General features: G+C 60.5%; 16 protein-coding genes. 9 read left to right on the plus strand and 7 right to left on the minus strand.

All coding sequences use genetic code 11. The features are described from left to right. Positions 1-205 precede the first annotated feature (205 nt). Both A0257_00860 and A0257_00865 read left to right on the plus strand, forming a co-directional pair. On the plus strand, positions 206-565 hold the full coding sequence (locus A0257_00860) for an MmcQ-like protein (protein AMR25780.1): 360 nt from the start codon (positions 206-208) through the stop codon (positions 563-565). Between the two features lie 552 nt (positions 566-1,117). Continuing rightward, positions 1,118-2,308 carry a hypothetical protein gene (locus A0257_00865; GenBank protein AMR25781.1) on the plus strand — a complete coding sequence of 397 codons (1,191 nt, stop codon included), beginning with the start codon at positions 1,118-1,120 and terminating at the stop codon, positions 2,306-2,308. A gap of 49 nt (positions 2,309-2,357) precedes the next feature. Here A0257_00865 and A0257_00870 read toward each other — a convergent pair whose 3' ends face one another. Continuing rightward, complete coding sequence (locus A0257_00870) at positions 2,358-4,958, minus strand: zinc carboxypeptidase (GenBank protein AMR25782.1); 2,601 nt, start codon at positions 4,956-4,958, stop codon at positions 2,358-2,360. A gap of 114 nt (positions 4,959-5,072) precedes the next feature. Next, positions 5,073-6,569, minus strand: coding sequence for an amidase (locus A0257_00875; protein AMR25783.1), 1,497 nt, complete (start codon positions 6,567-6,569; stop codon positions 5,073-5,075). 129 nt (positions 6,570-6,698) lie between these two features. On the opposite strand from A0257_00875, the gene A0257_00880 reads away from it, so the two are divergent. The 3 genes from A0257_00880 to A0257_00890 all read left to right on the plus strand — a co-directional run bounded on the left by A0257_00880 (position 6,699) and on the right by A0257_00890 (position 9,379). Next, a complete protein-coding gene (locus tag A0257_00880) occupies positions 6,699-6,962 on the plus strand; it encodes a hypothetical protein (GenBank protein ID AMR25784.1) in 264 nt (87 codons plus the stop codon). Then, positions 6,934-7,266, plus strand: a complete 333-nt coding sequence (locus A0257_00885) for a hypothetical protein (protein AMR25785.1) — start codon at positions 6,934-6,936, stop codon at positions 7,264-7,266. Before A0257_00880 ends, A0257_00885 begins: the two co-directional genes overlap by 29 nt. Before the next feature lie 67 nt (positions 7,267-7,333). Continuing rightward, the gene (locus tag A0257_00890) at positions 7,334-9,379 is read left to right on the plus strand and encodes a hypothetical protein (GenBank protein ID AMR25786.1); all 2,046 of its coding nucleotides are present in this window, start codon (positions 7,334-7,336) and stop codon (positions 9,377-9,379) included. 127 nt (positions 9,380-9,506) lie between these two features. Here A0257_00890 and A0257_00895 read toward each other — a convergent pair whose 3' ends face one another. After that, positions 9,507-11,303, minus strand: a complete 1,797-nt coding sequence (locus tag A0257_00895; protein AMR25787.1) for a pyruvate oxidase — start codon at positions 11,301-11,303, stop codon at positions 9,507-9,509. 280 nt (positions 11,304-11,583) lie between these two features. Between A0257_00895 and A0257_00900 the strand changes: the two genes are divergently transcribed. Continuing rightward, on the plus strand, positions 11,584-12,390 hold the full coding sequence (locus A0257_00900; GenBank protein ID AMR25788.1) for a transcriptional regulator: 807 nt from the start codon (positions 11,584-11,586) through the stop codon (positions 12,388-12,390). A 623-nt stretch (positions 12,391-13,013) separates the two neighbouring features. On the opposite strand, the gene A0257_00905 is transcribed toward A0257_00900, so the two are convergent. Beyond that, entirely contained in the window at positions 13,014-14,750 is a 1,737-nt protein-coding gene (locus A0257_00905) for a phosphoglucomutase (protein AMR25789.1), read from the minus strand. A 125-nt stretch (positions 14,751-14,875) separates the two neighbouring features. On the opposite strand from A0257_00905, the gene A0257_00910 reads away from it, so the two are divergent. Beyond that, positions 14,876-15,352 (plus strand): hypothetical protein, encoded by a 477-nt coding sequence (locus A0257_00910; protein ID AMR25790.1) that lies wholly within the window; start codon positions 14,876-14,878, stop codon positions 15,350-15,352. 15 nt (positions 15,353-15,367) lie between these two features. Here A0257_00910 and A0257_00915 read toward each other — a convergent pair whose 3' ends face one another. Next, positions 15,368-15,859, minus strand: a complete 492-nt coding sequence (locus A0257_00915; protein AMR25791.1) for a hypothetical protein — start codon at positions 15,857-15,859, stop codon at positions 15,368-15,370. 100 nt (positions 15,860-15,959) lie between these two features. After that, positions 15,960-16,391 (minus strand): hypothetical protein, encoded by a 432-nt coding sequence (locus A0257_00920; GenBank protein ID AMR25792.1) that lies wholly within the window; start codon positions 16,389-16,391, stop codon positions 15,960-15,962. A gap of 256 nt (positions 16,392-16,647) precedes the next feature. On the opposite strand from A0257_00920, the gene A0257_00925 reads away from it, so the two are divergent. Both A0257_00925 and A0257_00930 read left to right on the plus strand, forming a co-directional pair. Further along, entirely contained in the window at positions 16,648-18,147 is a 1,500-nt protein-coding gene (locus A0257_00925) for a hypothetical protein (protein ID AMR25793.1), read from the plus strand. A gap of 199 nt (positions 18,148-18,346) precedes the next feature. After that, a complete protein-coding gene (locus A0257_00930) occupies positions 18,347-18,529 on the plus strand; it encodes a hypothetical protein (protein AMR25794.1) in 183 nt (60 codons plus the stop codon). Positions 18,530-18,616: 87 nt separating this feature from the next. On the opposite strand, the gene A0257_00935 is transcribed toward A0257_00930, so the two are convergent. Further along, positions 18,617-19,441 carry a 1,4-dihydroxy-2-naphthoyl-CoA synthase gene (locus tag A0257_00935; protein ID AMR25795.1) on the minus strand — a complete coding sequence of 275 codons (825 nt, stop codon included), beginning with the start codon at positions 19,439-19,441 and terminating at the stop codon, positions 18,617-18,619. Positions 19,442-19,504: the final 63 nt, after the last annotated feature.

Below are 19,504 nucleotides of genomic sequence, written 5' to 3' on the forward strand. Positions count from 1 at the left end.
ATCGCTCCGATATGAACGGCAAAAACCTCTTCGACTTCGGTCCTGCCCTCGGCTATTTCTTCCGCAAGAATGACCCGAATCGCAAATCCAACTTCAGCCTGCGCACCATGCACTTCATCAATAAGCTGAGCATGGCTATGTTTCTGGTGGGCCTGTGCGTGCTACTCTACCGCTGGTTCATCCGCTAAGCGGGGGGGGTAGGGAAATGAATATTGAGGAGTACCGCGACTTCTGCCTGAGCCTGCCCGGCACGACCGAGGAAATGCCCTTCGGCCCCGATACGCTGGTGTTTAAAGTAGGGGGTAAAATATTCGCCCTCACCGACTTACAAACCTTCGCCAGCTTCAATGTGAAGTGCGACCCCGAGCGCGCCGCCGACTTGCGCGAGCGCTACGACTACGTGCTGCCCGGCTTTCACATGAATAAAAAGCACTGGAACACGGTGCTCGTGGGCACCGGCGCTACCGATGCGCAGCTGCGCGAGTGGATTACCCATTCTTACCAGCTCGTGGTGGCCGCGCTACCCAGGGCCGTGCGCGCCGAACTGTTGGCAGCCGCCGACTAGTAGTGCCAGTATTCGGCAGGTTCTACGTACCGCGCGGGCTGGCTGGTGCTGCTTTTCTAAGCCCCGGTTGGGAAGCCAGCGGGGGCTTTTTAACGCGCAAAAAGTATCGGTAGTAGCTGGTAGAGCCTGGTTGATGAGGCCAAAACAGTGGGATTACTTGTTGGCTTTTGGCAATAAGTTTGCCTTTAAAAGCTGTTTACACGGAATGTTACTGCTGCCAGAAGCTCAACCCAATGGCCCAGCCGTGGCAGTGCCTAGATTACCTGCTGCCAAGCAAATTTTTCCAAGTAGATTATTGACCTGATAAGCTGGGTAACTGAATAATAAATAAAGTGCGACTCATTCGCTAGTTAAGTATAAGTACTTGACAGTCAGAAAAAAATAGAAAAATCTTTTCGCTTTTCAATTATTTTTAACGGATAGGACGATTAGTAAAACCGCAATTATGCGCGCGCGAGGTAACTTGCCGCTGAGAGATGGAGTAATAGGCTGATTACAAGAAAAGTCACGAAATAATTCAGCAGTTTTCTGAAACCTCGTTGTAAATTTTACATGAAATCGTCGCTACTCACCTGCGCAGCTTGGGTGCCAGCCTTTTGGCTGCTCACCACCGGTAAACTGCTGGCCCAAAACTTGAATCTGGCCTTCGGGAAATCAGCCATCGCTACATCCGTGGTCAACAATGACCAGTCGCACTATGCGGCTGGCTATGCGACGGATGGGAACTACCGCACCCACTGGGTGAGCACGGCAACCGATGACCAGTCGCTGACCGTAGACCTGGGTTCGGTGCAGACTATCGACCGCATCCGCCTCAGCTGGGAGGTTGACTACGCCCGTGATTTCAACCTGGAGGTATCCAGCGACGGCATCACCTACGCGGTTGTTAAAAATATTACCGCTAACGTGCCCGACAAACGCGACAACCTGGTAGTAAACGAGTATGGGCAGCTGGGCGCGCGTGGGCGCTACGTGCGCCTCCACTGCCTCACCCAAGCCAATGGCAATGGCTTTGCTGTTGATGAGCTGGAAGTATTTGGTTTCACTAATACAACCCCCAACCTGGCCCTTGGTAAGCCCGTGCGAGCCACCGATGCTGACTTGAGTGGCTCAGGCTACCTGTTCCAGCCGGCTTTCGCGGTCGATGGCAACTCGCAAACCCGCTGGTCTACTCTGAAAACAACTTACCAGTCATTTGTAGTGGACTTAGGCCAAGCGGTGCCTTTCACCACTCTCTTCCTTAATTGGGAATCCGCCTACGGCGTGGCCTTTCAACTGCAAACATCCACCGACAGCACTACCTGGACCACGCGGGCCACTTATACCAACAACCAGGCGTACTACAACGAGGTGGGGGTAGCCGCTACCGGACGCTACGTGCGCATGCTAGGCCAGCAAGGCGGGCAAAACGGCGGCGGCTTTTCCATCTACGAGCTGGCCGTGTATAACTCGCCGCCGCCGCTGGCCGCGCGGGCGGGCCGCGCGCGGGCCAGCATCAGCCTGTATCCCAACCCCACGGCCAGCCGGGCCACCCTCGAATGGGACGCCGGCACCGCCAGCCTCGCCCGCTGGACGCTGCTCAACAGCCTCGGCCAGGTGGTGGGCACCGGGCAGCTGGCTGCCCGCACCGGCCACAACACGCAGGCGCTCGACCTGCGGGCCTACGCCGCCGGTAGCTACCTCCTGACCCTGGAGGCCGCCGGGCAAATGCTAGGCCGCGCGCGGGTGCAAAAGATTGAGTAGCAGCTTACGTCTTACGCGGGGGGTCTGTTTAGGAAAAAGCCAACCGGACTTATTGCCCCACCAAAAACACGGCGTTGCTAAACAGCAGCTTGCCGCTCTGCCAGAAAGCGCGAAACAGCGGGTTGTCGGCGAGGTACACGACCTGGCCGCGCCCCAAATCCTGCTCGCCCAGCACGAACGTATCGACCAGCTCCTTGCGGGCCTTGCTGCCCGCGAAGCCGGCGGAGTAGCCGTTCTTTTTGATAACGCCCACGTTCCAGCCGCCCTTGCCTAAGAACTTGTAGCTGAGCGGCGTGCGAATGAGTGCCGAGTACGTGTCGCCGTAGCCGAAGGCCAGCGGGTGCGTGTTGTCGAGCTGCACGCGGTAGATGGTGCCCTGGGCCTGATTCTCCGCATTTTCGCGGTCGGCGGCGCCGTAGCTGCGCAGCGGCAGGTAGGGGTTGGCCTGGGCCGTTTTTTTGAGCGCCACCGAGTCGGCGGTCTTGGTTTTGAGCAGAAAGTCGCGCTTATTGGCCAGGAATTTGGCGCCGCCTTCCATCGCGATGAGCTTGCCGCCGCCGCGCACCCAGGCTTTGAGGCCGTCGAGGGCGCGGTCCGAATAAATATCAGAATAGTCGCCATCGGGCAGGATGAGCACGTCGATTTTACTCATATTTACCCGACTCAAATAATCGGTGCCGAGCACCGTAATCGGGTAGCCGAGCTGCTGCTCGAAGAAGTGCCACACCTCGCCAAAGGCCGTGGCGTCGATGCCCGGCCCGGCCACCACGGCCACAGTTGGCATCTTCACGAAGTGCACCGAGCCCGAACCCAAATCGTGCCCGGTGGTCGAGAAGCCCGACTTCACGGCCGTTACCACCGTGCCCATCGAGTCGGCCTGCACCTGCACGAGCTGGTCAAATTTCGCGCCCATCGCCTCGTTGCCGGTGCGCGTGATGACGAGCGTGCCCGGCGCGTATTTCTGACCCTCCGCCTCAAAAGCCTGCTGGGCAAAGCGCACTTTCACCTTCTGTTGCAGCAACTTACTTAGGAAGCGCACATCCTGAAGATTGTTCCAGCGGGCGAGGTAGGCGTAGGGCTGGCCATCGGCGGCGCTGCCCTTTACGACCGCCGGGGAGGGGGTAGGGCCGCTGGCGTCGAGGCGCTGGGTCAGGGCGTAGGCCTTCACCCCAAACGAGTAGGGTAAGGCCCACGACGTAATATCATAAGTGAGCGAGTCTTCGAGCTGCGGCTTGGGCTCAAACAGCACTTTCACGAGCGTCGATTTGGGCTGGTACATGCTCACGAGCACGTCGTGGGGCTGCACGGTCACGTCCTCGGTTCGGCCGCTAGCGTAGCTGTAGCCCTTGGTTCTGAGCTGTTTGGGCGCGAAGCCGTAGCTGATATTCTGGCGCTCCAGGTACTGCGTCAGCATGCGCAGCTGGCCGGGGTCGTTGCCCGAGGCCAGCACGTAGGTTTTATAAGTGCCGCCGGGCTTGGTTTTGGCATTGGTGAAGTAAGCCTGAAACTCACGCAGCAGGTCGTCGTGGCGCTCGGCGGTGGCCTGAATGGTGGCGCGGCTGGCCGCGTGGTGGTGCGCGATGCGCTGGGCCAGGGTCAGCGTGTCGCCGTCGGTGCGGGCGTAGGCCACGCCGGCCGGCCCGCCGCCGCCCTGCTCATAGGTCATGCCGATGGCCCCGTTGAAGCTGGGCCAGGTATCGCCGTAGGTGGGGGCAAATAAATCGTAGGTTTCGCGGGTGAAATACAGCCAGTTATTCTTGTCGAACACGGTCCGGTTGTAGTCGCCGATGATGCCCTGAAACTTGCGCTGCCAGGGCGTGATATCGGCGTGGTAGGGCTTGGCGGCCGGCGAAAAGTAGTACGAGTTGTTCGGCCCCATCTCGTGGAAGTCTGCGTGCACCTGCGGCAGCCACTTGTTATAGAGCACGATGCGCTGGCGGGTTTCCTGCTGGGTTTGCCAGGCCCAGTCGCGGTTCAGGTCGAAGTAATAGTGGTTGTAGCGGCCGCCGGGCCAGGGCTCGTGGTGCTCCCACGAGTCGGGGCTGGCGTTGGGCGTCTGGTTGCGCACGCGGTTGTACCAGTTCACGTAGCGGTCGTGGCCGTCGGGGTTCACGCAGGGGTCCACCACGATTACCGTATTCTTGAGCCAGTCCTGCATCTGCGCGTCCTGCGGGTTGGCCAGGTCATAGAGCACCGCCAGCACGGCCTCGCAACTCACGGCCTCGTTGCCATGCACGTTGTAGCTGAGCCAGCACACGGCCGGCATCGTCCGGCTGGCCGCGCCGCTTTCGAGGCTGGCCAGCCGCCGGTCATTCTGCTGAATATCAGCTAATTTACCAAAGTTTTCGGCGTTCCCAATCTCTACTACTTCAAGCGTGCGGTGCTCATACGTCTGGCCATAGCGCGTGATGCGCATGCGGCCGGGTGAGTGGGCCACCACGTGGGCCGCATAGCGCAGCACGTCGGCCTGGGGCGTAAACCGGCTGCCCAGCGGGTAGCCCAGAAACTGCGCGGGCGTGAGCAGCGGCCCGGCCGCTTCGGCGGCGCTGGGGGGGGGTAGGGCGGTTTGGGCCGCGCCGGCCAGGGGTAGCGCCAAGGCCAGCAGCACGGCGCGCAGCGTCGTCTTCCCGCGAAAAAGTAGAGAATTCATCAAAGAAAAAAAGGGCTGAGACTATGGAAAAGGATGGGGCTATTCAGCGCAAAGATGCACGGGGGGTAGGGAGTTGAGCATGAATGTTCTCCTCAACTCTTCACTTTTAACTCCCTACCCTCCCAACTCCGGCCGGCGATTAAACCACGGCTGCGCCCGCTCCAGCTGCCCCGCCAGGCGAAAAAGCACGTCCTCCGCCCCAATTTTGGCGATGAATTGCACGCCGCAGGGCAGGCCGTCGGCGGTCCAGTGCAGGGGCACCGACATGGCCGGCTGGCCCGTGAGGTTGGCCACCTGCGTGTAGGGCGTTTTTTCGAGGCTTTGCTCGGCCAGCTTCTCCACCAGGCCCGAGCGCCGGATGAGGCCGCCCAGGCCAAACGTATTCACCACTTTCAGCAGCTTTTGCTCGAAGGGCTTGGGCTGCAATTCGCCGATGCGCACAGGCGGCGTGGCCAGCGTGGGCGTCAGCAGCAGGTCGTGGGTCTGGTGAAACCGGCCCATGCGGCGGGCGTGGTCGTTCCAGGTGTGGCGCGCGGCCGCGAAGTCGGCGGCCGAGTAAGTGCGGCCCAGCAGGCCCAGCAGCCAGGTCGTGGGCTCCACATCCGAAGGCCGGGCAGCGCGGCCCAGCACCGATTTCAGCGCCGCGATGTTGGCTCCCGTTTCGCCAAAATACAGCATCATAAACGCCGCCGACACGGCCCGGCCATCGAAGGGCAGCGGCACTTCGGCCACGTCGTGGCCTAGGCTTTCGAGCAGCCGGGCCGCGTCGCGCACGGCGGTGGCGCACTCGGGGTGCAGGGGCCGGCCCAGCGGGTGGTCCAGCGTGAAGGCGATGCGCAGGCGACCGGGCTCGCGGCCCACCTCCGCCAGGTACGGCCGGGCGGGAGGGGGTAGGAAATACGGCACGCCCACGTCGGGTCCCTGCGTGGCATCGAGCGCCGCCGCGCTGTCGCGCACCGAGCGGGTGAGCACGTGCTCCACGGCCGCGCCCTGCCACTTTTCGCCCTGCTCGGGGCCGGTGGGCACGCGCCCCCGGCTGGGTTTCAGCCCAAAAAGCCCGCAGCACGCCGCCGGGATGCGGATGGAGCCGCCGCCATCGCCGGCCCCCGCCACCGGCACGATGCCCGCCGCCACGGCCGCCGCCGCGCCGCCGCTGCTACCCCCCGGCGTGCGGCCCAGGTCCCAGGGGTTGCGGCAGGGGCCGTAGAGCGCGGGCTCGGTCACGCCCATCAGGGCAAACTCGGGCACGTTGGTTTTGCCCATAATATTGAGGCCCGCCGCCTGCCAGCGGCGCACCAGCTCGGCATCTTCGGTGGGCACGAAGTGGCGCAGGGCGCGGCTGCCGCCCGTGTGCGGTGCGCCCGCGTAGGCCGCGCCAAAGTCCTTCAGCAAAAACGGCACGCCCCCGAACGGCCCGGCCGGCAGCCCGGCCGCCGCGCGCTGCCGCGCTTGCTCAAACAGCTTGAATATGATGGCGTTAAGGCGCGGATTCATGGCTTCGGCGCGGGCGATGGCGGCGGCGCACAGCTCGGCGGCCGTGAGCTGGCCCGTGCGCACGAGGTCGGCCATGCCCAGGCCGTCGAGCTGGTCGTATTCGAGGGGAGAAAGCATGGCGGCAAGTTAGGGGTGCGGGGCGCTCAGTCGGCCCGGCCCGGTGGGGGTAGGGCGCGGGCGGCGACGGCCGAAACTTCCCCCGCGACCCCGCTTGTTGCCAACGCCCTACCCCCTAACTTTGAAGCTATGGACCTGATTGTAACCGTGCCCGACGACCGCGTAAGCTTCGTGAAAAAGCTCCTGCGCGAGCTGAACCTGCCCGTAAAAACCGCTGCCAAAGCCAAGCCCGCCGCCCCGGCCCCGCCCCGGCAGTACACGCCCGAGCAGCAGGAATGGATTGATGATTTCCGCGAGGCGCTCCACGAAGTGGAGCTGCATCAGCAAGGGAAAATCAAATTACAAACCGCTGACGACTTGCTAGATGAGCTTCGCACTAATCGCATCAAATAAATTTAGCCGCAATATCAAGCGGCTTAATAAGCGCTATGCGAGTATGCCTGATTATTTTGCCCGGCTTATCGCGGAGCTAAAGGCGAATCCGCAAGCCGGCGAGCCGCTGGGCCGCGACTGCTACAAAGTGCGCGTCCGCATCGAAGCCAAGGGCAAGGGCAAAAGCGGCGGGGCCAGAGCCATTACCTGCGTCAAAATAATTGGCGAGCAAATTTTTCTGCTTACCATTTACGATAAGTCAGACCAGGAATCAATTTCTGACAATGAACGCGACGAATTGCTGCGCGAAAATGGGTTGTTATAAAAAAATGGGTTGTTATAAAAATCAAAGAAGCCAGCGGCATTTACGGCGGGCTCCTCGCCAGGCACTCATGCAAAAACTCCTGCCCCTGCTCGCCGCGCTGGCCTTGCCAGTAGCCGCCCGCGCCCAAACCGCGCCGCGTCCGCTCAACCTCACCGACCTGAACCGGATGCGTGACGTGGCCGACCCCAACCTCTCGCCCGATGGCGCGTGGGTGGCCTACACCGTGAGCCGCGTGGACACCGCTACCGACAAGCGCGACGCCGACGTGTGGATGGCCCGCACCGACGGCTCGCAGAATATCCGCGTCACGACCAGCCCAGCCGGTGAGAGCAAGCCGCGCTTCAGCCCCGATGGCAAGTATTTGAGCTTTATTTCGGGCCGGGGCCAGGAAGATGGCGGCGACGCCCAGCTCTGGCTGCTGAACCGCGCTGGCGGCGAGGCCGAAAAAGTGACCAGAATCAAGGGCAGCGTGTCGGACTACGTGTGGAGCCCCGATGGCCAGCGCATTGCGCTGATTATTCGCGACCCCGACCCCGACTCGCTCACTGCCGCCCAAAAGGTGAAGAAGAAAACCGCGCCGCCCATCGTCATCGACCGCTTCCAGTTTAAGAAGGATGTGGATGGCTATTTGAACGCGCAGCGCCAGCACCTCTACCTATTTGACGTGGCCGCGCGCCGGCTCACCAAGCTCACGCCCGGCCTCTACGACGAGTACCTGCCCGCCTGGAGCCCCGATAGCAAGCAGCTGGCTTTCAGCAGCAAGCGCGGCACTGACCCCGACCGCCACGACAACTTCGACCTCTTCCTCATCGACGCCAAAGCCGGTGCCACCCCCCGCCCGCTGCTGGCCACCGACGTGCCCGAAAACGCCCCAAACTACGGCAGCCACCCCGCCTGGAGCCCCGATGGCCGCCATATTGCCTTCGTGCAGGGCGGCCCCAAAGAGCAGCTCGTGTACGCCCTGCACCAGCTAATGGTGGTGGATGTGGCCGGCGGCCCCGCCCGCCCGCTCACCGCTGGCCTCGACCGCAACACCACCCAGCCGCAATGGAGCGCTGATGGCAAAAGCGTCTATTTTCTGCTCGAAGACGACCGCGCCGAGTCGCTGATGCGCGTGTCCGCCAGCGGCGGCAAGCTCGAAAAAGTGCTGGCCGGCCCGCGCCAGGTAGGCGATTTCGACCTGGCCAGCAAGGGCACGATGGTCGTGCTCAGCAGCCAGCCCCAGCAGCCCACCGAAGTCTTTGCGCTCGATAAGAAGGGCACGCTAAAACCGCTTTCCAAGCAAAACGACGCCTGGCTGAAAGGCGTGACGCTGGCCGCCGTGGAGCCGATGCAGGCCAAAAGCAAGGATGGCACATTGGTGAGCGGCTTCACCATTAAGCCCGTGGGCTACCAGGCAGGCCATAAGTATCCGACTATTCTGCGCATTCACGGCGGGCCGGTGGCGCAGTTTGGCTACGGCTTTTCGTTTGAGTGGCAATACTTTGCGGCCAATGGCTACGCCGTGGTGGTGGCCAACCCGCGCGGTAGCTCGGGCCGCGGCCTCGAATACAGCAAAGCCATTTACGCCGACTGGGGCAACAAAGACACCCAGGACGTGCTGGCCGCCGTGGACTACGCCGTGGCGCAGGGCCTCGCCGACCCCGACCGCCTCGGCGTAGGCGGCTGGAGCTACGGCGGCATCATGACCGACCAGGTTATTGCCCGCGACCAGCGCTTCAAGGCGGCCGTGAGCGGTGCCAGCATCGGCAACGTGTTGGCCGGCTACGGTACCGACCAGTACATCCGCGACTACGAAACCGAGCTGGGCACGCCCTGGAAAAACACCGACGTGTACCTGCGCGTGTCCTACCCCTTCTACCACGCCGACCAGATTAAAACGCCCACCCTCTTCGTGTGCGGCGAAAAAGATTTCAATGTGCCTCTGCTCAATACCGAGCAGATGTACCAGGCCCTGCAAAGCCTGCACGTGCCCACGGAACTCGTTATTTACCCCGGCCAGTTTCACGGCGTCACTACCCCCAGCTACGTCAAGGACCGCTACGAGCGGTATTTGAAGTGGTACAATAAGTACCTGATGCCCGGCGGCACGGCCCAGGCCGGCGCGCGGTAATTTATCAAATCCAGCGGCGAGAGGAGCTGAAAAATATCCCTACCCCCCCTGAATAAGCCAACCTGCCCAACGCCAAAACGGCCGCCCCCACCGGGAGCGGCCGTTTTTACACGCCAAAAATCCAACGCTACAGCCCTGGAATCACATCCAGCAAACTGTGACCCTTAGTCGCCACGGCTTCGCGAAACTGATTCTTAACCACGTTTTTGATGATTTCGCTGGTGTCGCGCTCGCCGCGGGCCAAGGCTTTGGCAAATTCGATGGCCTGCGCGGTGCTCACCTTGCCGGGCATGGCGGGCTCGTTGGGGTCCACGTAGCAGTCGATAACGGCCGGGCCGTCGTGGGCCAGCGCCGCGCGCACCACGCGGTCGGCATCCTTCATCTCGCGAATGGTGAAGCCAGTGGCCCCGCAGGCTTCGGCGTATTTGGCGAAGTCAATGGATTGAAGGTCAACGCCAAACTCGGGGTTGCCTTCCATCACAATCTGCTCCCACTTAATCTGGCCCAGCGCGTTGTTGTGGAAAATGAACACCTTGATGGGCAGCTTGTAGCGCACGGCCGTGGCCAGCTCGCCCATCAGCATCGTGAAGCCGCCATCGCCGACCAGCGCCACCACCTGCCGGCCGGGGTAGGCCACCGACGCCGCGATGGCGTAGGGCAGGCCCGCGCCCATCGTGGCCAGCAGGCCCGAGGTCGAGAACAGCATCTGGTCCTGCATCTGGATGTAGCGCGCGGCCCAGGTTGTATTGTTGCCGCAGTCGCAGGTCACGATGGCGTCGGGGTTCAGCAACGGGCTCAGCACGTGGGGTAGGGCCTGGGGCTTCATGGGCGAAGCCTCCTGGGTGCCGCGCTCGGCCAGCAGCTCACGCCACGACTTCATGCGGTCCTGCGCTTTTTCGAGAAAGTCGCGGTCGTTCTGGCGCTTTAGCAGGGGTAGGAGGCTTTGTAGCACCGTTTTGCTGTCGCCGAGCAAGCCCACTTCCACCGGCGTGCGCAGGCCAATGTGGGTGGCGTCGAGGTCAATCTGCACCGTGCGCGCCTGGCCGGGCTTGGGGTAAAATTCGAGGTAAGGAAAGTGCGAGCCAACTATGATGAGCGTGTCGCACTCCTCCATCGCGTCTTGCGAGGGCGCGGTGCCCAGCAGCCCCAGGCCGCCGGTGGTGTAGGGCGAGTCGTCGGGCAGCACGCCCTTGCCGAGCAGCGCTTTGGCCACGGGCGCGCCCAGCAGCTCAGCTAGTTGCGTGAGCTCGGCGCGGGCATCGAGGGCACCCCGGCCGGCCAGAATCGCCACTTTTTTGCCCGCGTTAATCACGTCGGCGGCGCGTTGCAGTTGGGCGAGGGTCGGGGCCACTTCGCTGCTCACCATTACCGGTTTGGTGTGGCCCACCACGTTCTGGGCCGATACTTTGTCGTCGCTCGTCGTCCAGTCCTGCAGGTCCTTGGGGAAGGAAATGTGCGCCACCGTGCGCTGCCCCAGCGCCGTGCGAATGGCCTGGTCCGTAATGGTTTGCACGTGCTCCGGCCCCATCACGCGCTCGTTGCAGGCGGCCACGTCCTCGAATAATTTCACCAAGTCCACGTCCTGCTGCCAGTAGGTGCCGCTGAGGTCGTGCGCCGCGCTGCCCGTGATGGCCAGCACCGGCTGCCCATCATATTTAGCATCGTAAAGGCCATTGAGCAGGTGAATGCCGCCGGGGCCGCCCGTGGCTAGGCACACGCCGAGCTTGCCCGTGAACTTGGCGTGCGCGCAGGCCATGAACGCAGCCGATTCTTCGTGGCGCACCAGCACCAGCTTTATCTGGTCCTGACGGATGCGCAGGGACTCGTAAATACCATTGATGCCGTCGCCCGGCAGGCTGAAAATCGTGTCAACGCCCCAGTCCAGTAATCGTTCGACCAGCAGGTCGGCTCCCGTCTTTGCCATGATTGATAGTAGTTACGAAATGTAAGAGGGGGTAGTACGTCGGTCGCCCGGTGGTTAGTTGTGGTCGTTGGCATCGGCAAGGGGGGGTAGGGCCGCCAGAAGGACTTTGCGGGGTGCTTTTAGCATGCCTTACCCGCTAAATTTACAATTTCTCAACAATTCCCACCTAATTAGCGTTGGCAAGTCTAATGGAATTAGTAACTTGCAGCCTGTGTTGCCGGATTGTGTGCGTCGCTGGCCCCTCGCGTTGGGCTTTTTCCCTCTTTGACTCCCTCCCGTTATGATTAATACCAACCTCAAGTTCTGGCGCCGCGAGCTCAGCCTGACGCAAGCCCAACTAGCTGATAAGCTGGGTATCAAGCGCTCCCTGGTGGGTGCCTACGAAGAAGGCCGCGCCGAGCCGCGCCTGGCCACGCTCGTCAACATGGCGCGCCTCTTCAACATCCCGCTCGACTCGCTGGCTACCACCGACTTTACGAAGCGCAAAAACGCCAAAACGGCCGCTGCCCTGCGCGAAGCCGGCCCCCTCACCGAAACCCTGCCCGAAGACAAGCCCCTGCGCATTCTGGCCATCACGGTGGGTCCCGACGACCGCGAAAACATCGAGCTGGTGCCCCTCAAAGCCGCCGCCGGCTACCTCAATGGCTACGCCGACCGCGAGTTTATTGAGGAGCTACCCCGCTTCCGGCTGCCCATGCTGGCCAGCACCGGCACCTACCGCGCCTTCGAAATCGCGGGCGACTCGATGCTACCCCTCGCCAGCGGCACCACCATCGTGGGCCGCTACGTCGATGACTGGGCCGGCATCAAGGACGGCACGCCCTGCATCGTGGTCAGCCAGAAGGACGGCATCGTCTTCAAGCGCGTCTATAATAAGCTGAAGCAGAGCGCCATGTTCGCCCTGCAATCAGACAACCCGCTCTACTCGCCCTACGACGTGAAGGCCGAAGACGTGCTCGAAATCTGGGAAGCCAAGAGCTACATCAGCAGCGCCTTCCCCATAGGCGGCGTGTCGCTGGAGCACTTGGCCAGCATGGTGCTTGACCTCACGCAGCAGGTAAAGCAACTGCAGATGCAGCGGGCGTAAACGGGGGCGTGCGGCAACAATTGCTTTTATGATAAAAGGCCAGCCACTATTTATAGGACTGGCCTTTTGTATGTGTTTTAAGCTAATTAATCGTGAATTTCAACATGTAATAGACTCGCTATTTCGGTGGCAATATGCCTGGCCTTTACTTGGCTGACATAGGCAGCTACCAATCCTACCGGCGAATCGGTAGCATGTAACAATACTTGCCATTTATCCTCAATTGCTGTTAAATCGAGAGCAGGGGCTGAGCCATCCGTAAGGGGAAGTTCATATCGTTGCTGCCAATGCCGGATTCTTATAAAGTCGATAGGTGGTAGTGGCTGCCACTCACCAAAGCGCAGTCCCAGTACCCACAAGCTGCTTTGATACTGTTCTCGCGTAAGCTCGAAGCGCTGGTGTTGGGTAATTATCCCGACTAGTATTGGGAAACTAAATGTTCCAGCTATTAGACCCGCAACTAAAAGTGAAATGTCGAATAGATTAGCGAATAAGAAAGAGAAGATGATAGTGGTGACTACAGCTGCTATAAATCCTCTATAGTACTGCTCCGCCAGAAACGGCCGGCTCAATACCCCATCATAATAATTAGTTGAGCCAGCTGTTTTGGGTTGGTCAGCCATTTACTTCAACTGCATTTCCTCAATAATGCTTTTAATCTTGGCCTCCGCCTTTTTGTGCGTCGTCTCATAATCAGCAATGGAAGACAAAGGCTCCTTCACACTGAAATAAAACTTGATTTTAGGCTCGGTGCCGCTGGGGCGAGCCGAAATTTTATCGCCGGCGGCGGTGATGAATTGCAGCACGTTGGAGCTTTCTACCCCGGTGCTCGCCTCCGTTTTTGCGGTGAGGTGATGAATCTTGCCGGTCTGGTAATCACGGATTTCGACTACCGGCGAGCCGGCTAGCATAGTGGGCGGGTTCTTGCGCAGCTCCACCATCATTTCCTGGATTTCCTCGGCGCCGCGCTGGCCTTTTTTGGTCAGCGAAATGAGGTCTTCGACATAGAGGCCATACTCGGCGTACATCTGCTGCATTTCCTGGTACAGCGTGCGGCCCTGGCCCTTGGCCACGGCGGCCATCTCGGCCACGAGGGCGCAGGCCGAAACGGCATCCTTGTCGCGCACGAAATCGCCGATGAGGAAGCCGTAGCTTTCCTCGCCGCCGCAGATATAATTCTCCTTGCCCGCCAGTTCGCGAATGAGGCCCGCGATGTATTTGAAGCCCGTGAGCGTGCGGTAATATTCCACGCCGTAGCGTTGCGCGATATCGCCCAGAATTTCGCTCGTGACGATGGTGTACACAATGAAATCGTTGGGCTGGGCTTTGCCCGCGTGCTTGCGCGCCGACAGGATGTAGTGCGTGAGCAGCGCGGCCGTTTGGTTGCCGTTGAGCAGCACCCATTCGCCGTGCTCGTTCTTCACGCCTACCCCCACGCGGTCGGCGTCGGGGTCGGTGGCCAGCACGAGGTCGGCATTCTGGGCCTTGGCCTGGTCGAGGGCCAGCTGCATGGCCGCTTTTTCCTCGGGGTTGGGCGACTGCACGGTGGGAAAGTTGCCATCGGGCGCAGCCTGGGCCTGCACTACGCTCACATTGGTGAAGCCAAACGCGGCCAGCGCCGGCGGTACCAGCTTGATGCCCGAGCCATGAATGGGCGTGTACACGATACCCAAATCGTGCTGCTGCTGAATGGCGGCGGGGTTGATGCTCAGCTTCTTCACCTCGGCCAGGTAGGCTTCGTCCAGCTCCTGCCCGATGAGGTGAATGCGGCTGGGGTCGGCCGCAAATTTCACTTCGTCGGGGCTGGTGATTTTATTTACCTCAATGATGATATTCTTGTCGTGCGGCGAAACTACCTGCGAGCCATCGTTCCAGTACACCTTGTAGCCGTTGTACTCCTTGGGGTTGTGCGAGGCCGTAATGACGCAGCCGCTCTGACAGCCCAGGTGCCGGATGGCGAAAGACAATTCGGGGGTAGGGCGCAGCGAATCAAATAGATACGCCGTAATACCATTGGCTGAAAAAATGCCGGCTACCGTCTCGGCAAAGAAGCGCGAGTTGTTGCGCGAGTCGTGCGCAATGGCCACCTTGATTTCCTGATTCGGAAAGCTCTGGTGCAAATAATTGCACAGGCCCTGCGTGGCCATGCCCAGCGTATAGCGGTTCATGCGGTTCGAGCCCGGCCCCATGATGCCACGCAGCCCGCCGGTGCCAAATTCCAGCGACCGGTAAAACGCGTCGTTGAGTTGGTCGTCCTGATTGGTATCTACCAGGTGTTGGATGGCGGCCTGGGTTTCAGCATCGTAGGCCGGAGTGAGCCAGGTGTTGATGCGCTGCTGAACGTCGGGGGAAAGGGGCATGGGATGAAGTAAAAAGGGTTGATAGCAGGCCGTAAAAGTAGGCGTGGCGGCCAGTCGCGGCCGTGCTTTCCTTTACGAAACGAATTGCCGCCGGGTCGGTTATCTTTGAAAAAAACCGGGTACTTATGGAAACGCTGCCGACCCACCTCTCCGATTACGAACTCGAACGCGGCAAGCCTATGCCTAGCTTTAATCACAGTATTGTTCAACTAAATATTGGCAGCGAACTTAGAAGCCGCCTGCGGCAAACGCATACCATCACGTCCGAATTGAATCTGGAGCTGAATGGCAAAAAAATGGTGCCTGACCTGGCCATTTTTTCGAAGCTGACGCCCGATATGCAGCACGATATTTTGTGGGTACAAGACGTCCCCCTAACTACCATCGAAATCTTGTCGCCCAAACAGGACCTCAATTCACTGCTCGAAAAGGCCCGGCTTTTTCTCGCGGCGGGGGTGAAATCGTGCTGGATAGTGTTGCCCGCCGTGGGGACGCTAGCGGTATTCACCGGCCCCACTACTTACCGCTCCTTCACCAATGGCGGCGCCGTAGTCGATGAGGTATTGGGGGTAGAAATTCCCCTGGCCGATATTTTCAGCTAGTTCGCTTGCGGTGGGCTAGCGGGCTGCGGCCGGCTCTTCGCGCAGTGCCACGCCGTAACGCGTCGCAAATTTTTCGAGCAGGGCGCGCAGCACCGCGAGGCGGCGGGTACCTTTCACCTCGCGCATATTCAGCACGTGAATGTCACCATCCTTGAGGCGCACCCGCAACTGGCGGGGTAGTAATTCCAGCATACTCATGTTTTCGGCCGCGAAAACCTGCTTGGCCCGAAACAAGCCCGCCTTATGCACCAGGTAGCCGGGCGCAAACTCGAAGTAGCTCTGCGTGCCAAACACCGGCGCGTTATGCACCAGAATAAACCCCAGATACACGACGCACAGCGCCAGAAACACGTAGCTCAGCCAGTAAAAATCCTGGTTGGCCGGCGAGTTGCGCAGCATGAGCACGGCATAAGCAATGGCAAATAAAGCCAGCGAAACCTGCACCCCAAACGAGAGGCGCGAAGAGTTGGCGGGGCGTAGGCGAATTCGGGTGGTACCAGTGGGCATGGGGCAAAAGTAGGTAAGAGTTAAAAGTTAAGAGTTAAGAGTTAGTGAATGGACTAGCTAAGCGCCAAACTACCAACTCTTAACCCTTAGCTTTTAACTCTTAACTCAACCTGGCTTCCAGCGTCATTTCGGGCACCGCCTTTAGCACCTGCGACAAGGGACAATTTTCCTTGGCAAACTCGGCGTGCTTCTGAAAATCCTCGGGTGTGATGTTGCCGCCGGTCACTTGGCCCTCGGTGCTGATGTGGATTTTGGTGATTTTGGGCGGGTCCTGCGAGGGGTCCAGCGTCACGGTCGAAGTCGTGGTGATGGTTTCTACCGTGTGGCCGTGCTTGGTGAGCACGTTGGTGAGGAACATGGTGTAGCAGCCGGCGTGCGCGCCGCCAATCAGCTCCTCGGGGTTGGTACCCTTCTGGCCTTCAAAGCGTGAGCCGACCGAATACGGGGCCTCCACTACGCCGCTTTTGGTGCTGATGGTGCCGTGGCCTTTCATGTTGCCGGTCCACACGGCCTTGCCAAATTGGTCTATCATGATAATTGAGAATAAAGCGGACAAACCCGCGCCGGCAATGTTACCGGTAACTCGTACATACGGCGAACCAGCCCGATAGTGTTCTGTTGATTGTTTCAGGCCAGAAATTAACCAAAATATCCGCGCGTGCCCGCCCGGCCCCGGCCAGAAGCCGCGCCGGCGGTCCTGCGGCCCGCTGCCCAGGCAGTGGCGGCCTTCAGGCTGCCAGGAGGGGGGTAGGGCGGCGTAAGCAAAGCGGCCCTTTATCTTCGCCAATATGGGAATAAAAGCCGCTCTGAGCCGCCCGCTGGCCGCCTACACCGTGCACCGCTACCAGCAGTGGCAGCGCCGGCCCGCCGCCACCCAGCAGCGCCTGCTGCGCGCGCTGGTGAGCGCGGCGGCCAACACGGCTTTCGGCCGCGCCCACGATTTTAGCGCCATCCAGACGCCCACCGACTTCGCCGCTCGCGTGCCCATCCGCGACTACGAGGCCCAAAAAACCTACTTCGACCGCGTAAAAGCCGGCGAACCCGACATCCTCTGGCCCGGCCGCCCGCTGTACCTGGCCAAGACCAGCGGCACCACCAGCGGCGCCAAGTACATCCCCATCACCAAGGCCAGCATCGGCAACCACATCAGCGGCGCCAAAGACGCGCTGCTGCACTACGTGGCCGCCACCGGCCGGGCACGCTTCCTCGATGGCAAGCTGATTTTCCTGTCCGGTTCGCCCGAATTGGAGGGGGTAGGCGGCATCCCGACGGGCCGGCTTTCGGGCATCGTGAACCACCATGTGCCCGCCTATTTGCGCCGCAACCAGCTGCCCAGCTACGCCACTAATTGCATCGAAGACTGGGAAACCAAACTCGATGCCATCGTGGCCGAAACCCTGGGTCAAAATATGACGCTCATCTCCGGTATTCCGCCCTGGGTGCAGATGTATTTCGACCGCCTCACGGCCCGCGCCGGCCGGCCGGTGGGCGACATTTTCCCGCAGCTCGACCTCTTTGTATCGGGTGGCGTGAGCATGGAGCCCTACCGCGCCCGCCTGCTCGAAAGCATTGGCCGGCCCATCGATAGCATCGAGCTGTTTCCGGCCTCCGAGGGCTTCCTGGCCTTCCAGGACCAGCCCGGCAACCCCGGCCTGCTGCTGCGCCTCGACAGCGGCATTTTCTTCGAATTTGTGCCCGCTGAGCGCTTTTTCGAAGAAAATCCACCTCGCCTCACTATCGCCGACGTCGAGCTGGACCAGCAATACGCCGTGGTGCTCACCTCCAACGCCGGCCTCTGGGCCTACTCGCTCGGCGACACCGTGCGCTTCGTGGACCTGCACCCGCACCGCGTGGTCGTTACGGGCCGCATCAAGCACTTTCTCTCCGCCTTCGGCGAACACGTTATCGGCGAGGAAGTGGAAGCCGCCCTGCGCGAGGCCGTGCGCCAGCACCCCGAAACGGAAGTCACTGAATTCACCGTGGCCCCGCTCGTGAGCGAGGATAAAACCCGGTCTTCGCGCCACGAATGGCTGGTCGAATTCGCCTACCCCCCCCACGACGCCCCAAGCTTCGCCGCCGCGCTCGATGTGGCTCTGCGCCAGCGCAATACCTATTACGACGACCTGCGCCAGGGCAGCATCCTGGTGCCGCTGCTGCTCACGCCGCTGCCCGCCGACGCGTTCCAGCGCTACATGAAAAGCGTGGGAAAATTGGGCGGGCAGAACAAAGTGCCGAGGCTAGGCAACGATAGGGGGGTAGCGGATGGGCTACATAAACTTATAAATTGAGCACCGCTCTATAACTTATTCAAATCATCTGTCATTGCGATTAAAGCGAAGTAATCGCATCAGAGCGGAGTCGTTCGGGTACCTTCCTCGCGTGGTTATTACACTTTGCTCTCAATAATAGGGAGCTTTTTAGTGAATGAGTACTCACTCTTTAGAAAAAAACGCCGTATATTAGACAGGTACTCTTCCCCTTACTGCCATGACTACTCAGCTGCAGCCCACCGCGCCCATCCAGCATATCGACGCTACCCCCGCCGCATGCCCCAAGCTCACCGCCCTAAAAGCCCATGCCAAAGCCCTGAAAAAGCGGCGCAAGCAGGAGCAGCGGCGGTTCTTCATAGCCGTCTGTAATAGTTTCCACGCCCTCGGCTTTAGTTTTTGACCAGTGAAAATTCCTTCCTACTAAAAAAGCCCCGTCAGTTGACGAGGCTTTTTTTATGACTAATAGGGGCGGCCGATTTTGCGCGCCCTACGGGAATTTCGGAAACTTCGAGAAGTCGGGCTGGCGCTTTTCCATAAAGGCATTTTTGCCCTCTTTGGCTTCCTCACTCAGGTAGTAGAGCAGGGTAGCGTTGCCGGCCAGCTCCTGAATACCGGCTTGGCCATCGAGCTCCGCGTTGAAGCTGGATTTCAGCATGCGCAGCGCCAAGGGGCTCTTCTCTAATATTTTGTGGCACCAGCTCACGGTGGTTTCTTCCAGCTTATCGAGGGGCACTACTTTGTTGACGAGGCCCATGTCGAGGGCTTCCTGGGCGTCGTACTGGTCGCAGAGGAACCAGATTTCGCGGGCTTTTTTCTGACCCACGATGCGCGCCAGGTAGCTCGCGCCAAAGCCGCCGTCGAACGAGCCCACATTGGGGCCCGTCTGGCCGAAGCGGGCGTTGTCGGCCGCCACCGTGAGGTCGCAGACCACGTGCAACACGTGCCCGCCGCCAATGGCCCAGCCCGCCACCATCGCGATTACGGGCTTCGGGATGCTGCGAATCATCTTTTGCAAATCCAGCACGTTGAGGCGGGGCACGGCATCGCCTCCCACGTAGCCGCCGTGACCGCGCACGCTCTGGTCGCCGCCCGAGCAGAAGGCCCTACCCCCCTCGCCGGTGAGAATGATGACGCCGATATCGGTGCGGTTGCGGCAAATATCCATCGCCTCAATCATCTCATCCACCGTGAGCGGCGTGAAGGCATTATGAACCTGCGGCCGGTTGATGCTGATTTTCGCAATTCCCCCGTGCTGGGAGAAAATGATTTCCTGGAACTCCTTAATCGAAGTCCACTCGATTGTTTCAGACATAAAAATTGAAATTGAACTCAGCAACTCAGCGACTTCTGCGCCCTCTGCGGGCTAAATTATGTG

The organism is Hymenobacter psoromatis (assembly GCA_001596155.1).
Classification (GTDB): Bacteria; Bacteroidota; Bacteroidia; order Cytophagales; family Hymenobacteraceae; genus Hymenobacter.

Coding starts and splice junctions, on each gene's coding strand:
- A0257_00875 (AMR25783.1), bottom strand. CDS start 6,569: ATGCTTTCTCCCCTCGAATACGACCAGCTCGACGGCCTGGGCATGGCC.
- A0257_00925 (AMR25793.1), top strand. CDS start 16,648: ATGGGAATAAAAGCCGCTCTGAGCCGCCCGCTGGCCGCCTACACCGTG.
- A0257_00865 (AMR25781.1), top strand. CDS start 1,118: ATGAAATCGTCGCTACTCACCTGCGCAGCTTGGGTGCCAGCCTTTTGG.
- A0257_00930 (AMR25794.1), top strand. CDS start 18,347: ATGACTACTCAGCTGCAGCCCACCGCGCCCATCCAGCATATCGACGCT.
- A0257_00915 (AMR25791.1), bottom strand. CDS start 15,859: ATGCCCACTGGTACCACCCGAATTCGCCTACGCCCCGCCAACTCTTCG.
- A0257_00895 (AMR25787.1), bottom strand. CDS start 11,303: ATGGCAAAGACGGGAGCCGACCTGCTGGTCGAACGATTACTGGACTGG.
- A0257_00870 (AMR25782.1), bottom strand. CDS start 4,958: ATGAATTCTCTACTTTTTCGCGGGAAGACGACGCTGCGCGCCGTGCTG.
- A0257_00910 (AMR25790.1), top strand. CDS start 14,876: ATGGAAACGCTGCCGACCCACCTCTCCGATTACGAACTCGAACGCGGC.
- A0257_00880 (AMR25784.1), top strand. CDS start 6,699: ATGGACCTGATTGTAACCGTGCCCGACGACCGCGTAAGCTTCGTGAAA.
- A0257_00900 (AMR25788.1), top strand. CDS start 11,584: ATGATTAATACCAACCTCAAGTTCTGGCGCCGCGAGCTCAGCCTGACG.
- A0257_00920 (AMR25792.1), bottom strand. CDS start 16,391: ATGATAGACCAATTTGGCAAGGCCGTGTGGACCGGCAACATGAAAGGC.
- A0257_00890 (AMR25786.1), top strand. CDS start 7,334: ATGCAAAAACTCCTGCCCCTGCTCGCCGCGCTGGCCTTGCCAGTAGCC.
- A0257_00905 (AMR25789.1), bottom strand. CDS start 14,750: ATGCCCCTTTCCCCCGACGTTCAGCAGCGCATCAACACCTGGCTCACT.
- A0257_00935 (AMR25795.1), bottom strand. CDS start 19,441: ATGTCTGAAACAATCGAGTGGACTTCGATTAAGGAGTTCCAGGAAATC.
- A0257_00860 (AMR25780.1), top strand. CDS start 206: ATGAATATTGAGGAGTACCGCGACTTCTGCCTGAGCCTGCCCGGCACG.
- A0257_00885 (AMR25785.1), top strand. CDS start 6,934: ATGAGCTTCGCACTAATCGCATCAAATAAATTTAGCCGCAATATCAAG.